The organism is Microbacterium sp. CFSPD4_SD4, from assembly GCF_057364585.1.
In genome coordinates, this window is record NZ_JBNFOC010000004.1 from 38,070 (window position 1) to 61,483 (window position 23,414).

Annotated in this window: 26 protein-coding genes; 13 read left to right on the forward strand and 13 right to left on the reverse strand. The window is 71.4% G+C overall.

From position 1 onward, the window contains the following. Positions 1–98: 98 nt before the first annotated feature. The gene (locus AC2W7E_RS08065; protein WP_485988893.1) at positions 99–632 is read right to left on the reverse strand and encodes a DUF488 domain-containing protein; all 534 of its coding nucleotides are present in this window, start codon (positions 630–632) and stop codon (positions 99–101) included. Between the two features lie 114 nt (positions 633–746). On the opposite strand from AC2W7E_RS08065, the gene AC2W7E_RS08070 reads away from it, so the two are divergent. Beyond that, positions 747–3,536: a hypothetical protein gene (locus AC2W7E_RS08070; protein ID WP_485988894.1), complete on the forward strand. Its 2,790-nt coding sequence runs from the start codon at positions 747–749 to the stop codon at positions 3,534–3,536. A 64-nt stretch (positions 3,537–3,600) separates the two neighbouring features. On the opposite strand, the gene aztD is transcribed toward AC2W7E_RS08070, so the two are convergent. From aztD to aztB, 4 genes are read right to left on the reverse strand one after another with little or no spacing between them, the layout of a single operon-like run. Further along, positions 3,601–4,797, reverse strand: coding sequence for a zinc metallochaperone AztD (gene aztD / locus AC2W7E_RS08075; RefSeq protein ID WP_485988895.1), 1,197 nt, complete (start codon positions 4,795–4,797; stop codon positions 3,601–3,603). A gap of 29 nt (positions 4,798–4,826) precedes the next feature. Beyond that, positions 4,827–5,741, reverse strand: coding sequence for a zinc ABC transporter substrate-binding protein AztC (gene aztC, locus AC2W7E_RS08080; RefSeq protein WP_025102553.1), 915 nt, complete (start codon positions 5,739–5,741; stop codon positions 4,827–4,829). Between the two features lies 1 nt (position 5,742). After that, complete coding sequence (locus AC2W7E_RS08085; protein ID WP_025102552.1) at positions 5,743–6,969, reverse strand: hypothetical protein; 1,227 nt, start codon at positions 6,967–6,969, stop codon at positions 5,743–5,745. Between the two features lie 20 nt (positions 6,970–6,989). Then, positions 6,990–7,856, reverse strand: coding sequence for a zinc ABC transporter permease AztB (gene aztB, locus AC2W7E_RS08090; RefSeq protein ID WP_485988896.1), 867 nt, complete (start codon positions 7,854–7,856; stop codon positions 6,990–6,992). A gap of 55 nt (positions 7,857–7,911) precedes the next feature. On the opposite strand from aztB, the gene AC2W7E_RS08095 reads away from it, so the two are divergent. Then, positions 7,912–8,568, forward strand: a complete 657-nt coding sequence (locus AC2W7E_RS08095) for a metal ABC transporter ATP-binding protein (protein WP_085605757.1) — start codon at positions 7,912–7,914, stop codon at positions 8,566–8,568. Between the two features lie 27 nt (positions 8,569–8,595). Here AC2W7E_RS08095 and AC2W7E_RS08100 read toward each other — a convergent pair whose 3' ends face one another. Further along, entirely contained in the window at positions 8,596–8,940 is a 345-nt protein-coding gene (locus AC2W7E_RS08100) for a hypothetical protein (RefSeq protein ID WP_025102549.1), read from the reverse strand. Positions 8,941–9,049: 109 nt separating this feature from the next. Next, complete coding sequence (locus AC2W7E_RS08105; RefSeq protein ID WP_085605829.1) at positions 9,050–9,880, reverse strand: PDDEXK family nuclease; 831 nt, start codon at positions 9,878–9,880, stop codon at positions 9,050–9,052. A gap of 168 nt (positions 9,881–10,048) precedes the next feature. On the opposite strand from AC2W7E_RS08105, the gene AC2W7E_RS08110 reads away from it, so the two are divergent. Together AC2W7E_RS08110 and AC2W7E_RS08115 are read left to right on the forward strand one after the other, a co-directional pair. Further along, on the forward strand, positions 10,049–10,540 hold the full coding sequence (locus tag AC2W7E_RS08110; protein WP_025102547.1) for a DUF1269 domain-containing protein: 492 nt from the start codon (positions 10,049–10,051) through the stop codon (positions 10,538–10,540). Positions 10,541–10,625: 85 nt separating this feature from the next. Then, entirely contained in the window at positions 10,626–11,141 is a 516-nt protein-coding gene (locus AC2W7E_RS08115) for a GNAT family N-acetyltransferase (protein ID WP_485988897.1), read from the forward strand. Positions 11,142–11,151: 10 nt separating this feature from the next. On the opposite strand, the gene AC2W7E_RS08120 is transcribed toward AC2W7E_RS08115, so the two are convergent. Next, positions 11,152–12,552, reverse strand: a complete 1,401-nt coding sequence (locus tag AC2W7E_RS08120) for a threonine/serine exporter family protein (RefSeq protein ID WP_366215421.1) — start codon at positions 12,550–12,552, stop codon at positions 11,152–11,154. 135 nt (positions 12,553–12,687) lie between these two features. Between AC2W7E_RS08120 and AC2W7E_RS08125 the strand changes: the two genes are divergently transcribed. Beyond that, on the forward strand, positions 12,688–14,118 hold the full coding sequence (locus AC2W7E_RS08125) for a serine/threonine-protein kinase (protein ID WP_485988898.1): 1,431 nt from the start codon (positions 12,688–12,690) through the stop codon (positions 14,116–14,118). A gap of 39 nt (positions 14,119–14,157) precedes the next feature. On the opposite strand, the gene AC2W7E_RS08130 is transcribed toward AC2W7E_RS08125, so the two are convergent. The 3 genes from AC2W7E_RS08130 to AC2W7E_RS08140 all read right to left on the reverse strand — a co-directional run bounded on the left by AC2W7E_RS08130 (position 14,158) and on the right by AC2W7E_RS08140 (position 15,339). Beyond that, entirely contained in the window at positions 14,158–14,496 is a 339-nt protein-coding gene (locus tag AC2W7E_RS08130) for a DUF7882 family protein (RefSeq protein ID WP_025102543.1), read from the reverse strand. Positions 14,497–14,647: 151 nt separating this feature from the next. Next, positions 14,648–15,082 (reverse strand): redox-sensitive transcriptional activator SoxR, encoded by a 435-nt coding sequence (soxR, locus tag AC2W7E_RS08135; protein WP_025102542.1) that lies wholly within the window; start codon positions 15,080–15,082, stop codon positions 14,648–14,650. Between the two features lie 50 nt (positions 15,083–15,132). Next, positions 15,133–15,339: a hypothetical protein gene (locus tag AC2W7E_RS08140; protein WP_025102541.1), complete on the reverse strand. Its 207-nt coding sequence runs from the start codon at positions 15,337–15,339 to the stop codon at positions 15,133–15,135. Between the two features lie 96 nt (positions 15,340–15,435). Between AC2W7E_RS08140 and AC2W7E_RS08145 the strand changes: the two genes are divergently transcribed. From AC2W7E_RS08145 to AC2W7E_RS08160, 4 genes are all read left to right on the forward strand, one after another. Continuing rightward, complete coding sequence (locus AC2W7E_RS08145; protein WP_085605767.1) at positions 15,436–15,687, forward strand: VOC family protein; 252 nt, start codon at positions 15,436–15,438, stop codon at positions 15,685–15,687. Between the two features lie 107 nt (positions 15,688–15,794). Continuing rightward, positions 15,795–17,120: a flavin monoamine oxidase family protein gene (locus tag AC2W7E_RS08150; RefSeq protein WP_485988899.1), complete on the forward strand. Its 1,326-nt coding sequence runs from the start codon at positions 15,795–15,797 to the stop codon at positions 17,118–17,120. A 107-nt stretch (positions 17,121–17,227) separates the two neighbouring features. Beyond that, positions 17,228–17,392, forward strand: coding sequence for a hypothetical protein (locus tag AC2W7E_RS08155; protein WP_164498166.1), 165 nt, complete (start codon positions 17,228–17,230; stop codon positions 17,390–17,392). Between the two features lie 56 nt (positions 17,393–17,448). Continuing rightward, entirely contained in the window at positions 17,449–17,817 is a 369-nt protein-coding gene (locus tag AC2W7E_RS08160) for a hypothetical protein (RefSeq protein ID WP_025102538.1), read from the forward strand. On the opposite strand, the gene AC2W7E_RS08165 is transcribed toward AC2W7E_RS08160, so the two are convergent. Next, on the reverse strand, positions 17,751–18,659 hold the full coding sequence (locus tag AC2W7E_RS08165) for a cytochrome c oxidase assembly protein (protein ID WP_374460432.1): 909 nt from the start codon (positions 18,657–18,659) through the stop codon (positions 17,751–17,753). The genes AC2W7E_RS08160 and AC2W7E_RS08165 overlap by 67 nt on opposite strands. Before the next feature lie 82 nt (positions 18,660–18,741). Here AC2W7E_RS08165 and AC2W7E_RS08170 point away from each other — a divergent pair, with 82 nt between their 5' ends. From AC2W7E_RS08170 to AC2W7E_RS08185, 4 genes are all read left to right on the forward strand, one after another. Continuing rightward, on the forward strand, positions 18,742–20,469 hold the full coding sequence (locus AC2W7E_RS08170; protein ID WP_060922712.1) for an MDR family MFS transporter: 1,728 nt from the start codon (positions 18,742–18,744) through the stop codon (positions 20,467–20,469). A gap of 1 nt (position 20,470) precedes the next feature. Next, positions 20,471–20,926, forward strand: coding sequence for a MarR family winged helix-turn-helix transcriptional regulator (locus tag AC2W7E_RS08175; protein ID WP_025102534.1), 456 nt, complete (start codon positions 20,471–20,473; stop codon positions 20,924–20,926). Positions 20,927–20,978: 52 nt separating this feature from the next. Continuing rightward, positions 20,979–21,446, forward strand: a complete 468-nt coding sequence (locus tag AC2W7E_RS08180) for a MarR family winged helix-turn-helix transcriptional regulator (protein WP_025102533.1) — start codon at positions 20,979–20,981, stop codon at positions 21,444–21,446. Positions 21,447–21,508: 62 nt separating this feature from the next. Continuing rightward, positions 21,509–22,597 (forward strand): alkene reductase, encoded by a 1,089-nt coding sequence (locus AC2W7E_RS08185; protein WP_485988900.1) that lies wholly within the window; start codon positions 21,509–21,511, stop codon positions 22,595–22,597. Positions 22,598–22,613: 16 nt separating this feature from the next. Here AC2W7E_RS08185 and AC2W7E_RS08190 read toward each other — a convergent pair whose 3' ends face one another. Continuing rightward, positions 22,614–23,399, reverse strand: coding sequence for a DNA/RNA non-specific endonuclease (locus AC2W7E_RS08190; RefSeq protein ID WP_085605775.1), 786 nt, complete (start codon positions 23,397–23,399; stop codon positions 22,614–22,616). Positions 23,400–23,414: the final 15 nt, after the last annotated feature.

Consider the following 23,414-nt stretch of genomic DNA (forward strand, 5'->3'; position numbering starts at 1 on the left):
AGCGCTGCTCCCGCGATCCAGTCCTATGAGGAGAGGAGGTGTTCCGGCACGGGGGTTGCGCGAACCCGAGTCGAGGGGGATCCTCTGCCGGCGGAGGGTCATGCGGCCGGGTACGTGACCACCGCGTCCGCGCGGACGACGGCGCCGCCGCTGAGCTCCGCCCTATCGACGTGCCCCGGACCGAGGATATGGCGGACGACCTCGTCCCGCGCGAGGAGGTGGTCGGCGATGATCCGTCGATGGCATCGCCACCACACGCTCTCCGAGCACATGACCGTGACGCGCCGCGCGCGACCCTCGGCGCGGAGCTCATCGAGGGCGCGTCCGAAATCCGCGGACAGGGCGTGATCGGCGTAGTTGTGGAAGCTGCGGTTCTGCCACCACGCGTTGGTCTCGAAGGGCACGTCCCTGCTCACCGGGCGTCTACCCGTCAGCGCCTCTTCGCGACGGTAGGCGATCCCCGCGTCCTGCAAGGAAGAAGCCAGCGCGTCCTGGTCGAACTGCGGGTACAGCTTCGAGCCGGGGAGACGCCGCACGTCGACGACACTCTCCACGCGGCTCTCCTGCACGAGCCCGAGGAACTCGTCGATCGTGCGGGTGGAGTGCCCGATGGTGAAGAACGGCTCAGACATGAGGCGACCGTAGCCCACTCGTCCCCATCCACGGACGACCCTTGCCCTGCCGCGGTCCCCGCCCCTACGGTGAGGTGACGGGTGGGAATCCGCACCCGGGGCGGGGGCCGTTCGATGAGAAAAGTCCGATTCGGAGTTCTGGGCGTGCTGCTGGCCGCGGTCGTCGGCATCGGTGGTGCTCTTCCCGCCGTCGCCGCCGAACCCACTGCTCGGCTCTCGCTCTTCAAGGCGATCGAGAACCTCGACACGGGGGCCAGTCTCGGAGACCGCACCCTGTGGACGATGCACGCGGTCAACGTGGCCACGGGGGAGACCTTCACCGGCGACGGCCTCAACGGCATGCAGTCGCGCCTCATCCCGCCCGGCACCTACCGCATCTTCGAGACCGGCGGCGTGGCCGGGTACGCCTTCTTCTCCTGGAACTGCGACGGCGACGTGACGACGCAGCCGGAGCGTACGATCACGATCACCGCGAACCAGTCGATGACGTGCACGGTGCAGAACAACGCGATCCGGAGCAGCCTCACGCTCGTCAAGAACGTGCAGGGCGGGGGCGCGGCCCCGTCGGAGTGGACGCTGCGGGCCCAGGGACCGTCGACCATCGAGGGGGCGGGAGGCTCCGCTGCGGTGCAGAACCAGCCGGCACGGATCGGCACGTACACGCTGAGCGAGTCCGGCGGACCGGGGAGCTATGTGGCAGGACCGTGGACGTGCGAGCGGCGGGATCTGACGACCGGCGCGACCGCCGCCGTCCCCGTGGCCGGTGATCAGTTCGAGATGACCCTCGGCGGCGCGGTGACCTGCCAGATCACGAACACCGGGGATCTGCCCCACCTGACGCTCGTCAAGGAGGTCGTCGATCCGGCGGCGACCGGATACCCGCTGGCCGCCCCATCCGACTTCGTCCTGACCGCGAGCGGACCCGAGCGGATCTCCGGCCCTTCCGGGTCGGACGCCGTCGACCACGCCTCCATCGACCCCGGTGCCTACACGCTCGCCGAGAGCGGTCCCGCCGGATACAGCGGTGGCGCGTGGACCTGCGTCGACGCCACGAGCGACGGCGGGATCGACGGGGCGCTCCTCTACGTGCGGGAGGGCTCCGACATCACCTGCCGCATCACCAACACCTTCGCGGGCGGTTGGCTCACCCTCGTCAAGAACGTGGTGGGCAGCGACCAGCCGCCGTCCGACTGGACCCTGACGGCCGCCGGACCGGAGACGGTGACTGGTGCCTCCGGATCCGCTGCGGTCACCCGCGTCCCGGTGCCGGTCGGCGACTACGCGCTCGCCGAGGCGGACGGACCCGCCGGATACGCGGCCGGGCCATGGTCGTGCACGGGCGGCGCCCTGGCGACCGACACCGTGACCGTCGGCGCCGGAGCGGACGTGACCTGCACGGTCACGAACACCCTCGAGGTCGGCCAGCTCACGCTCGTGAAGAACGTCGTGAACGCCGGCGGCGGTCCCCTCACCGCGCAGGACTGGGAGCTCACCGCGACATCGGCCGACACCGTCATCAGCGGCGTCTCCGGCTCCGGCAAGGTGAGCTTCGCGGCGGTGGCTCCGGGGACCTTCACCCTGTCGGAGGCGAGCTCCGCTCCGGAGGCGGGCTCCTATGTGAGCGAGGGCTGGTCGTGCGTCGATGACGAGGGCACTCCCGTCGGCTCCGGCGACACCGTCGAGGTCGTGCCGCTGGAGAGTGTGATCTGCACCGTCACGAACCGGTGGACCCAGTCGACTCTGACGCTGCGCAAGCAGGTCGCCTCCGCCTTCGGCACGCCGGCGCTGCCCTCGGCGTGGACCCTGACCGCAACCGACGGTGCCGCCACGGTGTCGGGACCCGCCAATTCCCCCGCCGTCACGCAGGCGGCCGTCGCCCCCGGCGCATGGACGCTGAGCGAGCAGGACGGCCCCACCGGCTACGATCCGCTCGGCTGGAACTGCTCGGGCGGGACGGTGACCGGCGACGTGGTCCAGGTGCCGCCGTCCGCAGACGTCGTGTGCATCCTCACCAATGCATCGATCACGCCGAGCCTGACTCTCGTCAAGCAGGTCGTGAACGGCGAGCGCGGACGCGCGGTGCCCGGCGACTTCGAGTTGAAGGCCCGTGGTCCGGGCAACGCGGCGCTCTCCGGCCCCAGCGGCTCGGAGTTCGTCACCGATATGCAGCTTCCGCCGGGGGAGTACATCTTCTCCGAGGACGGCCCGAGCGGCTATGAGGGTGAGTGGTCCTGCACCGGCACGACCTGGGACGGGACCACGGCGACGCTGGGATTCGGAGAGGACGCGATCTGCACCGCCACGAACACCTTCGTCGGCGGCACTCTGACGCTCCGGAAGACCGTCGTCGGGGATGGCCCGGGAGCCCCGGCCGGGCCCGCCGACGCCACGGACTGGACGCTGCGTGCAATCGGTGGCGGGGAGTTCCCGCGCCCGCGCATCGAAGGAGCGTCCGGCGAGACGGCGGTGACCCTGGCTCCGCTCGGGGCCGGTGCGTTCCGTCTCTCGGAGCGGGCGGTCGCGGGCGCGCCCACAGCGGACTACCGCAGCGACGGTTGGGAGTGCACCGGGGGCGTGCTGGAGGGCGACATCGTCCAGGTGACCGCAGGGGTCGACACCGTGTGCACGGTGACGAACGTCTACGACCCCCGCTCCGGTCCCGACCCCGAGCCCGAGCCGGAACCCGAACCCGAACCCGAGAATCCGGATCCGGGCACGGATGTCGACCCCGGGACGGCGACCGGGGCGGACGGTGGGGCGGCCTCCGACCTGGCCACGACGGGTCTCGCGCCGGGCGCGGCCGCGGCGGCAGGCGCCGGTGGTCTGCTCGTGCTCCTCGGTGCCGGACTCCTCGCGGCGCGGCGGCTTCGGCGCGCGCGGCACGGGCATCCCGGATCGCGCTGATCCGACCCCTCCGCCCACGCACGGCGGGTCCGCCCTCGAGAGGACGGACCCGCCGTGCCGAGGCTCAGCCGGCGGCCGGTGCGATCTCGTTCGGCGTGACCTCCAGTTCGGTGCTCGCGAGCACCTCGCCGGTGGTGAGGTCGACCGCGTGCACGCTGTCCGCGGCCGGCTCGGTCACGTACGCGATGTCGCCCGCGACGACGATGGCGGGGTGCGGGTCCTGCCACTCGGCGGGCCCTTCCCACGCCTCGATCACCGGGTAGGAGTCGGTGATCTCGCCGGTCTCCGGGTCGAGCACGTGGATCGCGCCGTCGGCGCCGAGGATGTAGGCCAGGTCGCCCGGGCCGCGCGCGACGTCCCGGAAGGTGTACTCGGCCCCTTCGGGCAGGGACACGACCTCGGACGTCATCGCCGCGGTGTCGATGAGCGTGACGGCGCTCAGCAGGTAGCCCTCGGCGTCGGGGTCGTTCTTGTAGTCCCCGACGATGATCGGGCTCGTCTCGCTCACGTACGCGTTGCCCATGCGGCCGTACGGCTGGTCGGGAGCGGCGAGCTTGGTGATCTCGCCGTCCTTGTACACGAGCGCGCCGTCCTCGCACCCGAAGACGACCACCTCGTCGGCCGCGGTCCCTTCGCCGTGGACGCCGGGGCACTGGTCGGACGAGGCGATCTCCGTACCGTCCGCATCGCGCACGACGATGCCGGTGCGACCGTCCGCATCGCCCGCCGTGGTGAGGAACGTGCCGTCCTCCAACAGCACCGAGACGCCGTGGTGCGCCTCGACGCCGTCGACGGTCTCCACCGCCGGGAGACCGCCGTCGCCGAGGTCGGCGGTGTCGAAGATCGTGGTGTCGCTCGTGCCGTCGGCGTAGAGGATCGTCTTGCCACCGTGGCGGACGACATGGCCGGGGGTGTCGGCCGCGAACACCGTGTCGGTCAGGACCGCCTCGTCGGCTGACCCGGCCCCGGTGTCGAGCACCTGGAAGCCTTCGCTCATCGTCACCATGACATGGCGACCGTCGCCGGCCGGGTTCAGGCGCGTGAACGGCTCGGAGTCGAAATCGGCGACGGTGTCGAGGGTCTCGCCGTCGAGGACGAGGATGCCGCCCTCATACGAGACGGCCACCCGGGGACCGGCGTCCGGTTCCGGGGCGTCGCTCGCGGAGCCGGCTCCGGCCGTGGTCGAGCAGGAGGCGAGCGTCACGGCGGCGCCGAGGGCGACGGCCCCGACCAGCGCCCGGCGCAGGGGGAGTGTCTTCATGCGGTGCTTCTTTCTTGTGAGGGGTGGTCTCAACGGGTGAGACCGGAGGCGATGCGCTCGGTGTTGACGCGCATCATGGTCAGGTAGTCCGGTGCGCCGCCGTCTTCGGCGGTGAGCGACTCGGTGAAGAGCTCGATCACTTCGATGTGGACGTCGGCCTCGTCGGCGAGCGCCTGGACGAGCCGGTCGGGGGAGGAGGACTCCGCGAAGACGGCGGGCACGCCCGTCTCCTCCACGGCACCCACGAGATCGGCGAGGTCGGAGGCCGAGGGGGCCGCGAGCGTGGTGCCGCCCGGGATGACGGCACCGACGACCTCGAAGTCGAAGCGGTCGGCGAGGTAGCCGAAGACGTGGTGGTTGGTCACGAGCGCCCGACGGTCGTCGGGGATCCGGGCGAACGCGCTCGTCATCTCGTCGTCGAGCGCCGTCAGCTCCTCGCGGTAGCCGGCGACGTCCGCCGCGAGGGTGTCGGCGTCGACTCCGTCGAGCGCGGCCAGGGCGGGCTGCAGGGCGTCGACGACGTCGATCATCCGCGCCGGATCGGTCCAGAAGTGGGAGTCCGGCATACCCGCGGCGTCGCCGTCGCGGTAGTCCAGGACCTCGATCGCGTCGCCCGCGACGAAGGACGGCACCTCGGCCGCGACGGCCGCGTCGAGATGCTGCTGCAGGCCCTCCTCGAGCCCGAGCCCGTTGGAGACGAGCAGGTCGGCGTCCCGCAGCGTGGCGGCCTCCTGCGCCGAGATCTCGAACGAGTGCGGGTCGGCGTTCGGCTTCATGAGGGTGACGACGCGAGCCTGAGCGCCGATGAGCTCGCCGACCACATCGCCCAGGATGTTCGTCGAGACGACGACCACCGGTCGCGTATCGGCGGGAGGGGCGCAGGCGGTCAGAGCGGCGGCGGTGAGCGCGGCGAGAACGGCGGCGAGGGGGCGAAGGAGGCGCATGTCAGCGTCCCGTCTCGGCGACGAACGCCGGGGCGTCGGCGGTATCGAAGGTCCGCGCGAGGCGGGCGTCGTCGGCGTAGTCGATCTCGAACAGCCGGTGCTCCGCCGGGCCGCTCAGATAGGCGCGGTGCTGATCGGCGATGAGGGCCGGAGCCTCGCCCGCCGCCAGCGATGCCGCCACCAGCGGGGTGGTCTCCGCCCGCACCGTCCCGTCGAGCGCGCTGAGCACGAGCACGCGTCCGTCCTGCGTCAGCGCCAGAAGGGTGTCGTCCTCATCGCCGACCGCGGTGACCTGCGCGAGGGGAGTGGGGGCGGTGAGCAGCGTCCAGGCCTGCGCGCGGGTGTCGAGGACCCGGATGTCGGTCGGTCCGGCGAGGCCGGCGACCGTGGGGCGCCCTTCGCGGTTGTGGAACGCGGACACGGCTCCGGCCGGCGCTCCGTCCGGGTACGGGATGCGGTCCACGGTGAGCGCCCCGGCTTCGACACGGGCGAGCAGCGCACCGTCGGCGCAGCCGATGACCGCGCCGACCCTGGTCGTGATCGTGCCGGTCGGTGCGGCGCAGTCCTCCCGGAGGCCGGTGCGCTCGCCGTCCGCCGTGTAGCCGACGACGACTCCGCCCGTCTCCCCGTCGGCCTCGGTCACCAGCGCGAACGACCCGGCCGGCACCACCAGCCCCTCGTGCGGGGAGCGCTCGATGCGGAACAGCTCACGGATCTCCCCCTTCGACAGGGCCTCCGTGTCGAGGAGGACAGCTTCTCCGGATCCGGAGAAGGAGATGCCGGTGCCGCCGGTGGTCGAGCTGTTCGTCGTCGCGACCGTCGCCGCGCCGTCGCCCTCCACCGTGCCGAGCAGGGCGGGATCGGCGCGGTAGTAGTGGAAATGGTCGACGTGGTCCCACGTCCAGACGCCGCTGTCGACGACCTCGACGCCGTCGCCGGTGTCTGCGAAGAGGTACCGGCCGTCGGTCGTCAGGCCCTCCGGGGCGGCCACCGTGCCGATGTCGGTGACGCTCTCGTCAAGGAGGTCGAGGTGGGTGACCCGACCCTGCGCGTCGATGGTCGTGAGTCCGAGCTGCGGTTCCGCGACCTCTTCCGCCCCGGCGATCGCGCCGTGGCCGTCTCCGGCGGAGGAGGAGGCGGCGGGGCTCTGCGCCGCGGGTCCGGCGCAGGACGCGAGGGGGAGAGTCAGGGCGGCGACGGTGATGAGGGGAAGGAGGCGGGAATGCACGAAGAGCCTTTCGGGACGAGTCAGGAGGCGGCGACAGGGACGGGAGGGGCGATCGGCCGTCGGGTTCGCACGGCGACCCGCGCCGCCCAGGACAGACCGGCGAGGCTGATCGCGGCTGCGGCGACGGACGCTCCCGCGGCGGTGGCCGCATACCAGGACGCGAGGAGACCGGCGAGGACGGCAGCCACGCCGAAGGCGCACGCGAGGGCCATCCGCGTGGGCAGGCGCGACGTCCACTGTCCGGCGGCGACCGCCGGGGCGAGGAGCAGACCGACGACGAGCAGCGAGCCGACCGCCTGGTACGACGCCACCACCGCGAGGGTCACCAGTCCGACCAGGGCCTCCTGAGCCCACCGGGGGCGGAGCCCGAGCACCGTCGCGATACGGGCGTCGAGGGCGAGCGCGACGAACGGCCGATGGCAGAGGGCGGCGACCGTCACTCCCACGACCGCGGCCGCGGCGAGCAGGAGGAGGTCGGCGCGGGTGATCGCGAGGATGTCGCCGAAGAGGATCGCCGTGGCATCCGTGGCGAAGCTCCCGGAGTGGGAGATGACGATCACCCCCAGGGCCAGCATCGCGACGAAGAGCAGTCCGATGCTCGTGTCGTAGGAGAGCCGGGCGCGTCGTTGCAGGGCGCCGATTCCGATGCTCATCGCGACGGCGCTGACCGCCCCGCCGACGAGCACGGGTGCCCCGAGCACCGTGGCCAGCGCGACGCCGGGCAGCATTCCGTGCGCCAGGGCCTCACCGAGGAAGGCCATCCCGCGGACGACGACCCAGGTGCCGACGACCCCGCAGAGGACCGCGACGAGAGCGCCGCCGATGAGTCCGCGCTGGAAGAACTCGAGCGTGAACGGGGTGAGCAGGGCGGCGAGCGAGGGGGTCACGGAACGCGAGCCTATTCGTAGTTGAGAATGATTATCAAATTCATAAACTGGAGACATGACGAGAACCCTCCGTGCTGCCGACGGCGCCCTGCGTCTCGACGGCGTCTCCGTCCGGCTCGGCGACCACGAGGCCCTGCGCGGCGTCACCTTGGAGGTGGAGGCGGGTGAGTTCGTCGTCGTCACCGGTCCGAACGGCGCGGGGAAGTCGACGCTCCTGGAGGTGGCCGCCGGGGTGCGCTCACCGACCAGGGGGCGGCGGAGTGCGACCGGGCCGATCGCCTTCGTGCCGCAGCGCGCCGCAGTGCCCCCGGGCCTTCCGCTCACCGCGCGAGACGTCGTGACGGTCGGGACGTGGCGTCGGCTCGGGGCCTTCCGCCGGCGGGATCGGCGGGCGCGTGCGGCGGTGGCGGCGGCGATGGAGCGCACCGCTGTGTCGGCTCTGCAGCGCCTGCCGTTCGCGACGCTGTCCGGCGGCCAGCAGCAGCGTGTGCTCCTGGCTCACGGGCTCGCGGGGGAAGCAGGCGTCCTGCTCGTGGACGAGCCGACGACGGCCCTGGACGCCGCATCGGTCCGTCGCATCCGGGCAGTGCTGCGGGAGGAGGCGGATCGCGGGGCGGTCGTCCTCTGCGTCACACACGATGCGACCCTGATCGCCGATGCCGACCGCGAGGTCGCGCTCCGCGACGGCATGAGGCTCTCTGCGTCGCGCTGAGGGGACCAGCCGCTCAGCGGAGCGCGATCAGAGGCCGTGGCCCATGTCGAAGTCGGAGAGCGCGGGGACCTCGATGTCGCCGGGAGACGACGAGTCGCTCCGCGGCTTCGGGAACAGGCGGTGGGCCTGCAGTTCGTCGACCTCGGCGGAGAAGTCGGGATCGGGTTCCCCGGTGTGGTGGGGGCTGACGAGCACGTCGTTGCCGACGCCGACGAGGAGGTCGGCCCAGTCCTTCTCGCCCTCCAGGAGGATCGGGATCTCGACCGCTTCGGACTCGCCCTCCCTGGCGATGGCGGCGGCCAGGGCGAGCAGCGTCTCCGCGACGTCGTCAGAGGTGATGAGCTGCTGGCCGGCGTAGGAGACGAGTTTCATGCGGGCATCATCGCCTGCCCGCCGCCGTCGCGCACGGGGGTTGCGCTCGCGGGCGAGAACCGTTAGGTCGCTCCGCCTTCGAGTATCTAACTGGGTGAGGTACCGCACGTCAGCGCAGGTAGGCATCGACGAGGAGGGCGCCACGGATGTCGCGGAGCCGGTCGACCAGCCGGGTGATGCCGCTCGCACCGAGGGAGGTGAGCGGGAGGTCGAAGGGCCCGAGGGGCTCGAGCTTCCCCATCCGCACCCGCACGACCTCCCAGCCGGCGCCGCGCACCGCGCGATCCTTCCGGCGATCGGTCTCCTCCCTCTTCCCGACGTGCTCCAGCCCGTGTCGGCCGACCGTGTCGTACTCGATCGCGATCCGCAGTTCCGGGAGCAGGATGTCGGGCCACACCTCCGTATGCCGGAAGAACGGCCGCGCGACCTTGATCGCGTTGACGTCGTCGGGGAACACCAGTCGCGCCGCCAGTGCCTCCCGCAGCTTCCCCTCCGCCGCCGAAGCCGGCTTCGGAGCGCACGCGCTCAGGAACGCCGTGCCCGTCGGCAGCGCGGGAGTCTTCGTGCACAGCGCCGGCGCGGGCTTCTTCGGGCGAGCGGGGAGTGCCCGCGCCTCTCCGAGGATCACGGGCTGCGGACGCGCCAGCGCCGCGCATTCGGGGCACCAGGACGAGCGCCGTCGCACCCGCCCCGGGCGTTCGCGCTGCTCGGTCGGCGTCGCCGCGAACAGATGGCCGACGGCGCATTCCCAGCAGAGCAGCACATCGGCCGCCAACGGGATCTGCGAGAGCGTGATGCCGTGGTTGAGCTCCGGGTGATACTGCCGGATGAGCTCGGGGTAGGCCGCCCACGCCGCCCGGTAGGTGCCGACCGCGTAGGGCACGTCGAGTCCGCGCGAGAACTGGCGTCTCGCCCACCACTGCTGCACGGGCTCGGGCACGACAGCGACGGTAGGCGAGGCCACGGACATCGCCGCTGCGGAGTCACCAGGGTGAACATCGACGGCTGCTCTGTCGTGTCCGCAGGGGCGCGCCTAGGGTCGGTGGCGAAGACCGGTGCCTCTGCGCGCGTGGAGAGCATCTCCGATCGCAACCGAAAGCAGGAAACCATGGCTGAACTGATCGTCATCTCCTATGACACCGAGAGCGACGCGGAGGGTGCTTACAACCGCGTCCAGGCCCTGCAGGACGACCTCGTCGTCGAGCTCGCCGGCCTCGCGCTCGTGAAGGTGGACGGCGAGGGCAAGACGAAGGTGGAGTACCCGGGCGCCGGGAGCAGGATCGGCCTCGGCGTCGCCTCCGGCGCTCTGTTCGGTGCGCTGATCGGCATCCTGTTCTTCATCCCGGTCGCCGGCCTGGTGTTCGGCGGCCTCCTCGGGGCCCTGTTCTCCGGCCTCGACAAGACCGGCATCGACGCCGAGTTCCGCGACCGCGTGAAGGCCACCGTGACGGCAGGCAAGTCCGCCGTCGTCATCTACGCGCTCAAGCTCACGGAGGACAAGTTCGCCGAGGCGCTGGCCCCGTACAACGGCACCGTCGTGCAGACCTCGCTGTCGAAGGAGGACGAGGCCGAGCTGGTCAAGGACCTCGGCGGCCACTGACCGCCGACCGATGCGCCCGTCGTGGATCCGTCCGCGGCGGGCGCATCGGGTGTCGGGTGTCGGAGGGGCGTGACAGGCTGCGAACGTGGACACGCTGAGCCTCCGGCCCTGGTCGGCCGACGATCTCCCTCTCCTGCACGCGGCGAACGCCCCGGAGATGACGGTGCACCTCAACGGGCCGGAGAGTGCGGCGGAGGTGCAGGCGCGTCACGAGCGGTACCTGCGTCTCGTCGCGGGGGACGAGGCCCTGATGTTCGCGATCATCGACGACGAGGGGCAGCCTCTCGGCTCGATCGGCGCGTGGCGGATCACGTGGCACGACGAGCCGGCGTGGGAGACCGGCTGGTTCGTGCTGCCTGCTGCACACTGCCGGCGAGTGGCCGCCCGGGCTCTGGCTCTGCTCGTCGATGTCCTCCGCGATCGCGCAGGGGAGGGGCGTTCGCTGCTCGCGTTCCCCGCGGTCGACAACCCGGCGTCGAACGCGGTGTGTCAGCGGGGCGGATTCACCCGTCAGGGAACCCTCACGGAGCAGTTCCGCGGGGCCGAGCTCACGGTCAACGCGTGGGTGCTCGACCTCGCCGCCGACTCCTCGGCGCGATGACCTCGTCGGGTCAGCGGCGCACGCGCGCCCTGGTCTTCGCGACGCCGGCGAGGGTCGCTCGCACCGGCGTTCCGAGGTAGAGGCCGAGGGAGGCGCCGGAGGCGAGCGCGATGCCGATCACGGCGGCGTCGATCAGCGATCCGCCGACGGTGAGCATCCCGGAGGAGGTGCCCGCTGCGTGCACGACTTCGAGGAGGCCCTGGAACACCGCGACACCGGGCACGAGCGGGACGATCGCGGCGGTCGTCACCGCGACCGAGGGCACGTGCAGATTGTGCGCGATGAGCATGCCGACGAAGCTCGCCAGCAGCGCTCCCACCGCGCTCGCCGCGGCCGGGTGGAGCTGGAGGGCGATGGTGCCGGCGTAGCCGGCGAGGGTGACGGCGCTGAGCAACGCGCTGACGAGGATGATGCGGATGCCGGCGCCGTTGAACACGGCCACGGCGACCGCGATGATGATGGCCCCCGCGAATTGGTTGAGCAGGGGCCCGAAGGGCGCGGGGTCGTCCGGCAGCTCCATCGTGAAGCCCAGCACGCCGCCGAGCTCCAGCCCGACGAGGATGCCGATCACCACCCCGAGCGTCTGCATCGTCAGGTCGAGGATGCGGCCACCGGCGGTGAGGGCGAAGCCGTCGATGGCGTCCTGCGCGGCGCCCACCACCGTGAGCCCGGCGAGCATGAGCACGATGCCCGAGGCGACGATGATCGAGGGGCGGATGCCGACGAACGGTTCGATCCCCGCGCTGCCGAGCGCCGACACGGCGACCGCGACGACCGTGGTGACGAGGCCTCCCGCGATCTGGCTGAAGAACAGCGGCACTCGCAGCCGGGCCAGGCCCGCCTGGGTGAGCGCCGCCCCCAGCGCGGCGACGAAGGTGAGGCCCACGATGAGCGGGGAGGCGCCGAGCATGATGCTCACGCCGACCGCGAGGAGCGCCCGTGCGACGATCACCACGGACTGCTGATAGCGGAAGGGCACGCGACGGATGACCCGGAACGCGGTGCGTGCGGATTCCAGATCCAGGCCGCCGTCGATGTCGGCCACGAGCGCCTGCACGCGCTGCAGCTTGGCGTGGTCGGGGGCGGCCACGCGGACCACGCGGACGAGCGTCTCGGGCCACACCTCCCCGCTGAGGTGGAAGGACACCGTGATCGAGTTGTAGGTCACATCGACCTGGACGCCCTTGAGGCCGTACGCCTCGCAGACGCGCGTGATGGCGAGCGTGACCTCGTGAGCGGAGGCGCCGACCGCGAACATCGACTCCCCGATGCGCGTCGCCAGATCGAGGACCCGCGGCACCGTGTGCTCGTCGATCACGGGCATCGCCTCGGTGTGGGCGACGGAGGACGGATCCGTGTGCAGCAGCCGGCGGACGGACAGGAGCAGTCGCTGGGGGGAACGCGCGGGCATATCTCCCATTCTCCCGCGGACGAGGGCCACCCGATCGACGGCCCGTCTGTCAAGGCCCGAGACGGCCCCCCGGCCCTGCTTCTACAGTGGGGTCTCGCCGCGCCGCTCCCGACGCCGTGGCAGGAGGATTCGACGATGACGGATGACTCGCTTCCCACGGAGGCGCTGCTCGATGGTCGCTACCACCTCCGGGAGTGCGTCGGGCAGGGCGGGATGGCGCGCGTGTACCGCGCGGAGGACTCGCTCCTCGGGCGCACGGTCGCCATCAAGATGCTCCGCGCGGAGACCGAGCAGGGTGCCGCCTCCGAGCGCGCCCGCGGCGAGATGACCGTGCTCGCCTCCCTGAATCATCCGGCTCTGGTCACGCTGTATGACGCACAGCTGCATCCGGGGCGGGCCGAGTACCTGGTCATGGAGTTCGTCGACGGGCCGACACTCGCCGAGCGGATCGCCCAGGGGCCGCTGCCCTCGGACGAGGTGGCGGCGCTCGCGGCCGATCTGGCGGAGGCCCTCCATGTCGTGCACGGCGCAGGGATCGTCCACCGCGACATCAAACCCTCCAATGTCCTGCTCACCGGGCGCCCTCTCACCGGGAGCCGGTCGGGTGCCAAGCTTGCCGACTTCGGGATCTCGGTGCTCGTGGACGCGGCCCGGCTGACGTCTCCCGGAACCGTGATCGGCACCGCGGCATACCTGGCGCCGGAGCAGTTGAACGGCGCCGCGCCCGCGCCGCCCGCCGACATCTACGCGCTGGGGCTGGTCCTGCGCGAAGCGCTCACCGGAGAGCGCGCCTTCGCCGAGGCGGAGGGGATCGGTGCCACCCTGGCCCGCTTGATCGAAGCGCCGGTCATCCCGGAATCCGTGGGCCCGGCGTGGTCCGCGCTGCTGCAGCGGATGACAGCGACGGATCCGGAGGACCGGCCGACCGCCGCCGGCGTCTTCGCAGCGGTGTCCGCCCTTGCGCACGACCCCTCGATTCCGCCGCGGCCCCCGGTTCCGGCTCCGATCGCCGCCGCAGCGCTCGCGGAGCGGGAGCCGGCCGGTCCGTCTGCTCCGACACGAACCCTCGTGCTGCCCGCTCCTCCGTCTCCCGAGGGCGGGATGCTCCGCTCCCGGACTCCTCGCGTGCAGCGGGCGCGGCGACGCCGCGGACTCCTGACCGGAGCCGTGGCGGTCGCGGTCGCCCTCACCGTCGCCGGAACGCTCTGGGCGGCCGGAGCGCTCAACCCGAACCCTGTGGTGACCCCTGTCGACACCGAACCGACCCCGCGCTCGTCGCCCACGCCGGCGGTCGTCGTGCCCGCGACCGTGCCGGAAGAGGCGGACACGCCGGCGACCCCGGTCGAGGCCCCGGCTCCGGAACCGGCGCCCGACGTGCCGGACGACAAGAAGGCGGAGAAGGCTCAGGAGGCAGCTCAGAAGGCCGCAGACGAGCAGCGGAAGGCCGAGGAGGACGCGCAGAAGAAGGCCGAGAAGGCTCAGGAGCGCGCCGAGAAGGAAGCGGAGAAGGCCCAGGAGAAGGCCGAGAAGGCGAAGGGGGAGGAGGACACCGACCTCGAGGATTGAGTGCTCGGGCCTGTGCGCTCCTCTACGGCGGAGCCGGTGTCAGACGGCGAGATCCGCGAGCTGCCGGGAGGCGGTGCTCGTCTCCGTCGGCTCCGGCACCAGATACAGGCCGTTCGGCGTGTTCGCGGTGAACGCCAGCGCGTCCACCCACCGCCGGTTGATGGCCGGAGGCCTGCTGCCGAAGAACTTGAACACGATGTTCGAGTGCGCATGCACCCAGACCGTCGTCCGGCCGCCCCCGACGGAGGCGTCTTCCTTCCACGAGAACGGCATCGGTTCGCCGCGCCGGAGCTTCGTCGTCATGACGAGCTGGATATGTGTGAGAGCGCGGTCCTCGATCTCGATCTTCGGACCGCCCTCATAGATGAACTTGCCCATTCGATGGATCCTTCGTTCCATCTCCACAGGAACCCGTTGCCAAGAGGCGCAACCATGCCGATCGCTGGTGGGGATGTCTCCACGCTCTCACCGATCCGGGCTTTGTACCACCCCTCCTTCGTCCATCCGGTCGCGGCGGACGTCCCGGTTCTCAGATGCGGCGGGGGCCGGGGCCGCTCTCGCCGAGGGCGTCCTCCGGATTGAGCAGGCGGCAGGCCTTGAGGGACAGGCAGCCGCAGCCGATGCAGCCCGCGAGCTCGCGCTGCAGATGCTCGAGCTGGGTCCGCCGCTCCTCGAGCTCGGCGCGCCAGCGCTTGGCCACGCGGCGCCAATCGCCGTGCGAGGGCGGGGCGTCGACGGGCAGGGTCTGGAAGAGCTCTTGGACCTCGCTGAGCGGGATGCCGATGCGCTTGGCCACCACGATGATCGAGATCCGTCGCAGCATGTGGCGGCGATAGCGTCGCTGATTACCCGGCGTGCGCGTCGACGCGATGAGGCCGAGCTGCTCGTAGAAGTGCAGCGCGGAGGGCGCGACGCCCGTGCGTCGGGTGACCTCCCCGATCGGGAGGAGATCGTCCGGTTCCATCCGCCGCCCTTCCGTAGACCTCAACAATAGTTGAGGAACGGGCGGAACGGTCAGCGCGAGGTCGGCGGAAGCTTGTCGACGCCGTGGCGGTTCGGCTTGTCCGGCTCGGCCGCGGTCTCCGGCGTCACGTCCGGGCTGTCCGCCGGCGCGCCCGACGTCGGATAGTGCGGCTCGTCGATCTCGACGGCCTTGTCCCTCTCGTCCGCCGGGGGCAGGTGGTCCAAGGGCTGCTTGATGTCATCGGGGTGGTGGCTCATGGCCCCAGGGTGCGCTGTGCCGCGTGCGGCACCCAAGGGGGTTGTCATCCGGCCCGCCGTGTGGTCGGTGGGTGGCGCTACTACGGGTCGAGCGCCATGCTCCGCGCCGAAGGCGGTCCGGATCTCATGCTCTGGGAGGCGCCGGGGCACGCGCCGATGAAGCTCACGGTGTCGGGGGAGGAGCGGCCGCTCTTCTTCCTGCGCACGACCGAGATCCACGCGCTCGCCGAGCGGTTCGCGGCAGAGGGCGTCGAGGTGGTGAGCTTCGACGACGGCGGCTTCGCCCTCTTCCTGAAGTTCTTCGACCCGGACGGCACCCTGCTCGGACTCATCCAGCACGCCGCCTGAGCCGGCGTCGCGAGCGGGTCGTCGGGCTCCGCGGCCCTGTCGGTGGGTGCCGGGCTGGGCTATCGTCGGGGCACGGCTCCGCGCGGAGGGGCTGCGAGGAGGGGCGCATGGAGCAGGTCGACACGGTGATCGTGGGCGCGGGCGTGGCGGGATTGACGGCGGCGCGGCTGCTGCAGGATGCCGGGCGGACGGTCGTGGTGCTCGAAGCGCGCGACCGGATCGGCGGCCGGGTGCACACGGATCGGACCGACGGCATCGTCGATCTCGGCGCCTCGTGGATCCACGGTGTCGACGGCAGCCCGGTAGCGGCGGCTGCCGAGGCCTTCGGCATGCGGACCGTGGAGTTCACCGTCGGCGGTTTCCAGGTGGACAGCCGGCCGATCGCTTATCACGGCCCCGACGGGCGCCCGCTCTCCGCCGAGGAGACGCGCGCCTTCGCCGCCGATGTCCACGCGGTGGACGCCGTGCTCCCGGACATCATCGCCGCCTCCCGCCCCACGGCCTCCTACCGCGACGTCACGGACGAGGCCCTCTCGCGCCAGGGATGGAGCGCCGAGCGTACGCAGCGGGTGCGGGAGTACCTGGAGCATCGCGCCGAGGAGCAGTACGGGGCGTGGATCGAGGACCTCGCCGCGCACGGCCTCGACGACGACGCGATCGAGGGCGACGAGGTCGTGTTCCCCGACGGGTACGGCGTGCTCCCGGAGCGCCTGGCCGAAGGCCTCGACATCCGGCTGGAGCACCTCGTCACCCGTGTCGACTGGAGCGACGACGGCGTCTGGGTGCGGACCTCGCACGGCGACTTCTCCGGGGACACGACCGTCATCACGGTTCCCGTCGGCGTGCTGCAGGCCGGAACCATGGAGATCGTCCCTCCGCTGCCGCCGGTGAACGCCGAGGCGCTGGGGCGGCTGCGCATGAACGCCTTCGAGAAGGTCTTCCTGCGGTTCCCGACGCGGTTCTGGGAGGACGGGGTGTACGCCCTCCGGCAGCAGGGCCCCGAGGCGCTATGGTGGCACTCCTGGTACGACTTCACCGCGCTGCACGACGAGCCGCTCCTGCTCACCTTCGCCGCCGGGCCCGCCGCGGCAGCCACGCGGGACTGGAGCGATGCGGAGGTGCAGGCCTCGATCATGGCGCAGCTCCGCCGGCTCTACGGCGACGGAATCCCCGATCCGATCGGGATGCGCCGCACGGCCTGGCAGGACGATCCGTTCGCGCACGGGTCGTACGCGTACATGACGGTCGGGTCGACCACCGCGGATCACGACGACCTCGCCACCCCGGTCGGCGGCGTGCTGCACCTCGCGGGCGAGGCCACGTGGACCGACGATCCGGCCACGGTGCCGGCGGCCCTGTTCTCCGGGCATCGTGCGGCGGAGCGCATCCTCGGGCGGGCGGTCCCGATCGAACGACTGTGGACACCGGAGTGACACGCCCCGGCGCGGGCAGTGTGGCCGTCGCCATACGTGCGGTCAACCCCCTGCGTCATTCCTCGCCGCCGCGCATATGGTCGTCGGACCGAACAGAGGAGGAGAGCATGAGCGACCCCCAGAACACGCAGGGCACCCCCGGCGCCGACGAGGAAGCCGACACGGCCTCCGGCGGCGCTCCCGACGACAGCGGTGAGAGCACCGACGACGTGCTCGAGCGCGAGACGACGGACGACGAGGGCAAGCCCCTCGAGAACCCGTCCGGCGGCTGACCGCCGCACCGCCCGAGGGTCAGCCGCGCCCCAGGTGGCGCGGCTACTCTCGGGTCATGCGCCGCATCGCTCTCGTCCCTCTGCTGCTCGCCGTCGGTCTCCTCGCCGGGTGTGCGCAGGTCACCCAGGCCGCGGGAGACGCGTTCGGAGTTCCGGTCGCGGAGACGTGCGCGACCATCGACGACGCGTACGCGCAGTATCAGGAGCTGCTGAGCCAGGGCGACGCGTCCGCGGAGCAGCTCGATGCCGCGCGCGACGACCTCGTCGCCACCCTCGACGGCGTCGCGGACGGAATGGACGGGCAGCTCGGCGACCTCATCCGCTCCGGCGCCGATCAGCTCGGCGGCATGACCGACCTTCAGGCCCCGGAGACGGTCGAGGCGATCGAGCGCCTCCACGACGGACTCTCCTCCTTCTGCGGCTGAGCCGGCTCGCGCGGTCGTGTCGCGACGTACCACTGCCGGAGCAGCAGCACGATGAGCAGTGCGTCGACGGCGTCACCCGCGTAGAACATCAGCTCCGCTCCGATCCGCGCGTCCCCGGGGTCGACACCCACCGGAGGGTGTGCCCACAGCCACTTGGCGAGGATCGAGTGCGCGGCGATGAAGACGATGAGGACGGACGCCCGTACGGTGACGGAGGCTCGATGCGGATCGGGATCGAGGCCGAGGATGCTCGCGGTGAACAGATACCCCGTCAGCAGGACGTGCAGGTGCACGGCAGCATGCAGCCACGGTGAGGCGTGCATGAGGGGGAACAGCGGCGTGGCGTAGAGGAGCCACAACCCGCCGATGTTGAGGGTGCCTGCGACCACGGGATGCGTGAGCACCCGGATCGGGGCGCTGCGCAGCACCCGGGAGAGCGCACGGGCCTCGGTGACGGGAAGGGCGCGGAGGGCCAGGGAGACCGGACGCCCGAGCACCAGGAGGAGCGGGGCCAGCATGCCCACGAGGACATGGTCGGCCATATGCACCGGGAAGCTGCTGTGGGCCAGGGCGGCGAACGGTCCGACGGTGCCGACCGCGGTGCACAGCAGACCGCTCATCCAGGCGGCCGTCCGTGGCCGCGGCCAGGGACTGCGGTCGCGGGTCCGCCGCAGCGCGACGAAATACAGCACGGCGGCGCCGAGGAGGAGGACGAGGGCGAGGAAGGGGAGGACGTCGATGCCCGCGCCCGTCGCGTCTGCATCGAGGCCCGGAAGCCGGGGCGGGTCGTCGTGCCCGTCGTGCACGGCTGTCACCCCCTCGGGGCGGGTCGGGTCCGCCACACCGTGAGGGCTCCGGCAGCGAGCAGCCCGATAGTTGCGAAACCGCAACTATCGGCGTATGGTTGATCTCGATCAACTTTCTATGCAGGAGCATTCCCCCGTGACACACACCTCATCCTCTTCCGAGACCGCGCGCTCGGCCCGCGAGGTCTTCACCGCGATCTCCGGCCTCATCGTCGGCATGTTCGTCGCCGTGCTCTCCGGCACGGTCGTCTCGACCTCGATGCCCGTCATCATCGCCGACCTCGGCGGCACCCAGTCGCAGTACACCTGGGTCATCACCGCGAGCCTTCTCGCCACCGCCGTCTCGACGCCGATCTGGGGCAAGCTCGCCGACCTCGTCGACCGCAAGGTCCTCATCCAGATCTCGCTCATCCTCTTCACGGTCGGCACGGTCATCGCCGGCTTCTCGACCGACACGAACATGCTCATCGCGGTCCGCGTCGTGCAGGGCATCGGCGTCGGCGGCCTCATGTCGCTCGTCATGATCGCCGTGGCCCTCATCATCTCCCCGCGCGAGCGCGGCAAGTACATGGGCGTCGTCGGCGGCATCATGGCCCTCGGCACGATCGGCGGCCCGCTGCTCGGCGGCGTCATCACCGACGCCTGGGGCTGGCGCGCCAACTTCTTCGTCGGCGTCCCGTTCGCGATCGTCGCGCTCGTCCTGCTGCAGTTCACCCTGCACCTGCCCAAGCCGCAGCGCGGCACCAAGGTGTCCATCGACTACTTCGGCATCGTCCTGCTCGCCGTGGGCGTCTCGACCCTGCTGATCTGGGTCTCCATGGGCGGCAACCAGTTCGACTGGGACTCCGGGACCAGCATCGCCCTCGCCGTCACCGCGGGCGTCGCCATCGCCGCCTTCGTCGCCGTGGAGTTCTTCGTCAAGGAACCCATCGTCCCGATGTCGCTGTTCCGCAACCGCACCTTCACGCTGTCGGTCATCGCCTCGATCGCGATCGGCGTCTCGATGTTCGCGACCTCGGTCTTCCTCGCGCAGTACTTCCAGCTGGCCCGTGGCGCCACGCCGACCGAGTCGGGCCTGATGACCATCCCCATGATCATCGGTCAGATGGGCGCGTCGATCATCATCGGACAGCTCGTCAGCCGCTTCGGCAAGTGGAAGGGCTGGATGGTTACCGGCTCCATCCTCGCCACCATCGGTGTGAGCCTGATGGCCACCCTGCGCTACGACACCCCGTTCACCCTGGTGGCCGTGTACATGTTCGTCCTCGGCGCCGGCCTCGGCATGGTCATGCAGAACCTCACCCTGATCGTGCAGAACGACACCGCGCCGCAGCAGCTGGGTGCCGCCTCGTCGAACGTCAACTTCTTCCGCACGATCGCCGGCACCATCGGCGTGACCGTCATGGGATCGCTGCTGTCGACCAGCGTGGCCGACTTCATGAAGGACGGCCTGAAGGGCTTCGTCCCGACCACGCCCGACGAGATCAGCGCCCTGGAGCGCCTGGGCTCCGGAGACGTGCCGAAGGTGGGCGAGCTGCCCGACACGATCCGCACGATCGTCGAGAGCGCCTACGGGCACGGCATCGCGGACGCGTTCATCCTCGCCATCCCGCTGGCCGTGATCGCGATCATCGCGATCGCGTTCATCAAGAACAAGCCGTTGTCCACCAAGAACGCCGCGGAGCAGCTGCGCGAGCAGGCCGAGGAGTCCGTCATCGAGGTCTCCGAGGCCGAGGTCGGCGCCAACCTCTCGACGGGGACGATCCGCACCGGGCAGGCCGGACCGGCGACCACCACGGGGTCGGTGAGCGTGCTCGAGCGCGACGATCGGAAGCAGGAGCGCTGACATGATCGCGTCCGAGGCGGTCGGCACCCCCGACGTCGACACCGCCCTCAGCGACCTCCAGGCGCATCTCAACCTCATCTTCGCGCGGACCCGGTCGCTGTGGAAGGAATCGGCGTCCCGGGTCCACCCGGAGCTGCAGGTGGCGGGGTACAAGCTGCTCACGTTCATCGACCGGGCGGGCTCGGCCAGCGCGCACGAGCTCGCCGAGCGCTTCGAGATGGACAAGTCCGTCGTCAGTCGCCAGGTGCGGATGCTGGAGGACCTCGGGCTGATCGCCTCCGTGCCGGACGAGCGTGACGGCCGGCTCCGGGTGCTCACCGCGACGCCCGCCGCGTGCACCGCTCTCACCGAGGTCCGGCGAGAGTACGGCACCCGGCTCCGCGCCGTGATCGACGAGCTCACGCCCGCCGAGATCGACGCCGCGTCCAAGGTGTTCCGGCTCCTCGCCGAGGTCTGAACCGGGCCCCGCGACCGCCTGCGGTCGCGGGGCTTCGCCGTACACTGGCGATATGCGCGCCTCGTCCGACGATCCCGCCGACGACGCTCCCCTCGACGATCTCGACCAGGCGGTCGCCCGCGTCGAGCACGAGCTCGGCCGTCTGTTCGCCCGCATCCGCGTCGGGTGGCGCGAGGCTGCCGCCACCGTGCATCCGGACCTCCAGCCGCTCGGGTACCAGGTGCTGACCTCGATCCTCGCCGGACGGGCGACCTCGGCGGGGGCTCTCATCGAGCGCCTGCAGACGGACAAATCCGCCGTGAGCCGGCAGGTGCGTCAGCTCGAGCAGCTCGGGCTCGTCGAGAGCATCCCCGATCCCGAGGACCGCCGCGCCCGGGTGCTGGTGGCGACCCCGCTGGCCGAAGAGCGCGTCGCTCTCGCCCGCTCCCGGTATGAGGGGCGCATCGGCGAGCGACTGCGCGGCTGGACGGCCGCCGACCTCGACCACTTCGCGAACCTCGTCGCCGATCTGGGCGGTTGATACACCGGAACACCTGGTCGATTCACGGGAATACAGCGGCCGGCCGTGTCCTTGGTCCCTCTGTGACTCTCTACGACTCCGCCGACTTCGGCTCGCTGCACCTGTCCAACCGCGTCGTCATGGCGCCGCTCACCCGCACGCGTGCGGACGCCGACGGCGTGCCGACCGCGATCATCGAGGAGTACTACCGTCAGCGCGCGGGGCAGGGGCTGATCATCTCCGAGGGCGTCTGGCCCGTCCTCGAGGGCAAGTCGTACCCCGGGCAGCCGGGGATCGTGACCCCCGCCCAGATCGACGGATGGCGACGCGTGACCGACGCCGTGCACGCCGAGGGCGGCACCATCGTCATGCAGCTCATGCACGGCGGCCGGGTGGGCCACCCGGAGATCTCCGGTGAGCCCCGCGTCGTCGCCCCGAGCGCCCTGGCCGCCCCCGGCCAGACGCGGACGCCCCAGGGCAAGGCCGACCTGCCGGTCGCGCACGCCCTCACCCTCGACGAGATCCCGGTGGTCGTCGAGCAGTTCGTCCAGGCCGCGCGGAACGCGATCGCGGCCGGCTTCGACGGCGTCGAGGTGCACGGCGCCAACGGCTACCTCGTCCACGAGTTCCTGTCTCCCGTGTCCAACGTCCGCGACGACCGGTACGGCGGCTCGCCGGAGAACCGCGCGCGCTTCGCGATCGAGGTGACCACGGCGGTCGCCGCCGCGGTGGGTGCCGACCGGACCGGCATCCGGCTCTCTCCGGCCCACGGCATCCAGGGCGTCATCGAGGACGACGCGGCCGACGTCCTCGCGACCTACACCGCGCTCGCCGAAGGGCTCGCGCCTCTGGGGCTGGCCTTCGTCGATGTGCTGCACGCCGAGCCCGCCGGAGAGCTCGTCCAGGCCATCCGCCGGGCGGCGGGCGCACCGCTGATCGTCAACACCGGCTTCGGCGTCGAGACCACCCGTGCCGCGGCAGAGGAGCTGGTGGCCGAGGACTGGGCGGACGCGGTCGCGGCCGGGCGTCCCGTCATCGCCAACCCCGACCTCGTGGAGCGCTGGCGGACCGGGGCCGAGCTGAACGAACCGCGCCCCGAGCTGTTCTACGGTTCGACCGCCGAGGGGTACATCGACTACCCGTCCCTGGAGGTCGCGCGCGCCGGCGAGTGATACGGAGCGCCCGCTGTCACACGACGATGTCGTCGGCCGTGTGCAGCGGGCGCCATCCGGTCTCGCGGATCCCGCGTCGGGGGAGGACGTCGGCGTCGGGCAGCGGGCCGAGGTCGACTCCGGTGAGGGTGGTGACCTCGGCGACGGGCACCTGGAAGGTGCGGAAGGCTCCGAGCGACGCGACGGCGAGGACACCCTCCCTGGTGTCGACGAGCTCTGTCTGGTCGAGGAGGAACGCGGCGGCGGCGAGTCGGCCCTCGGAGCTCCAGGCCGCGATCTTCCAGAACCGGAGGGGGATGCGGATGCCGCGGTACGGCGGGTCGGTGTCGGCGAGCACCGGGGCGGTGAAGACGGACAGGCGCTGTGCGGTCGTCTCGGCATACGCGAGCACGTGGTCCTCCAGCCCGAGCCAGAGGTCTTTCGACTGGTTGAAGACGGCCGCCTGCGGAGCCGCGTTGGGGTAGGTGAAGGTGGCTTCCATGGCCGCGCGGGCGTCGGAGCGCTCGCCCCAGCCCGGATCGCGGCGGCGCACGAGATGCCCGCGGTCGAGGTCGTTCCCCGCATAGACCGCCGGACCCGCCTGCTCCTCTGCGGGCACTCGCGGGTCAAGACGCCACTCACCCGTCCGGGGGAGATCTCGCAGGCGGGCGCCGTCGATGGTGACGGCCGTCACCGCGGCGAGCCGCCGCTCCGGGTCCAGCAGCACCGTGAACCGGGGAGCGGGGAGGGTGCGCACCGCCATCGGAGGCACGGGCAGCGGAAGCGGGATGCCGAGGAACCCGGGGTCGTAGCCGTCCGTCATGCCTCCATCGTGCCC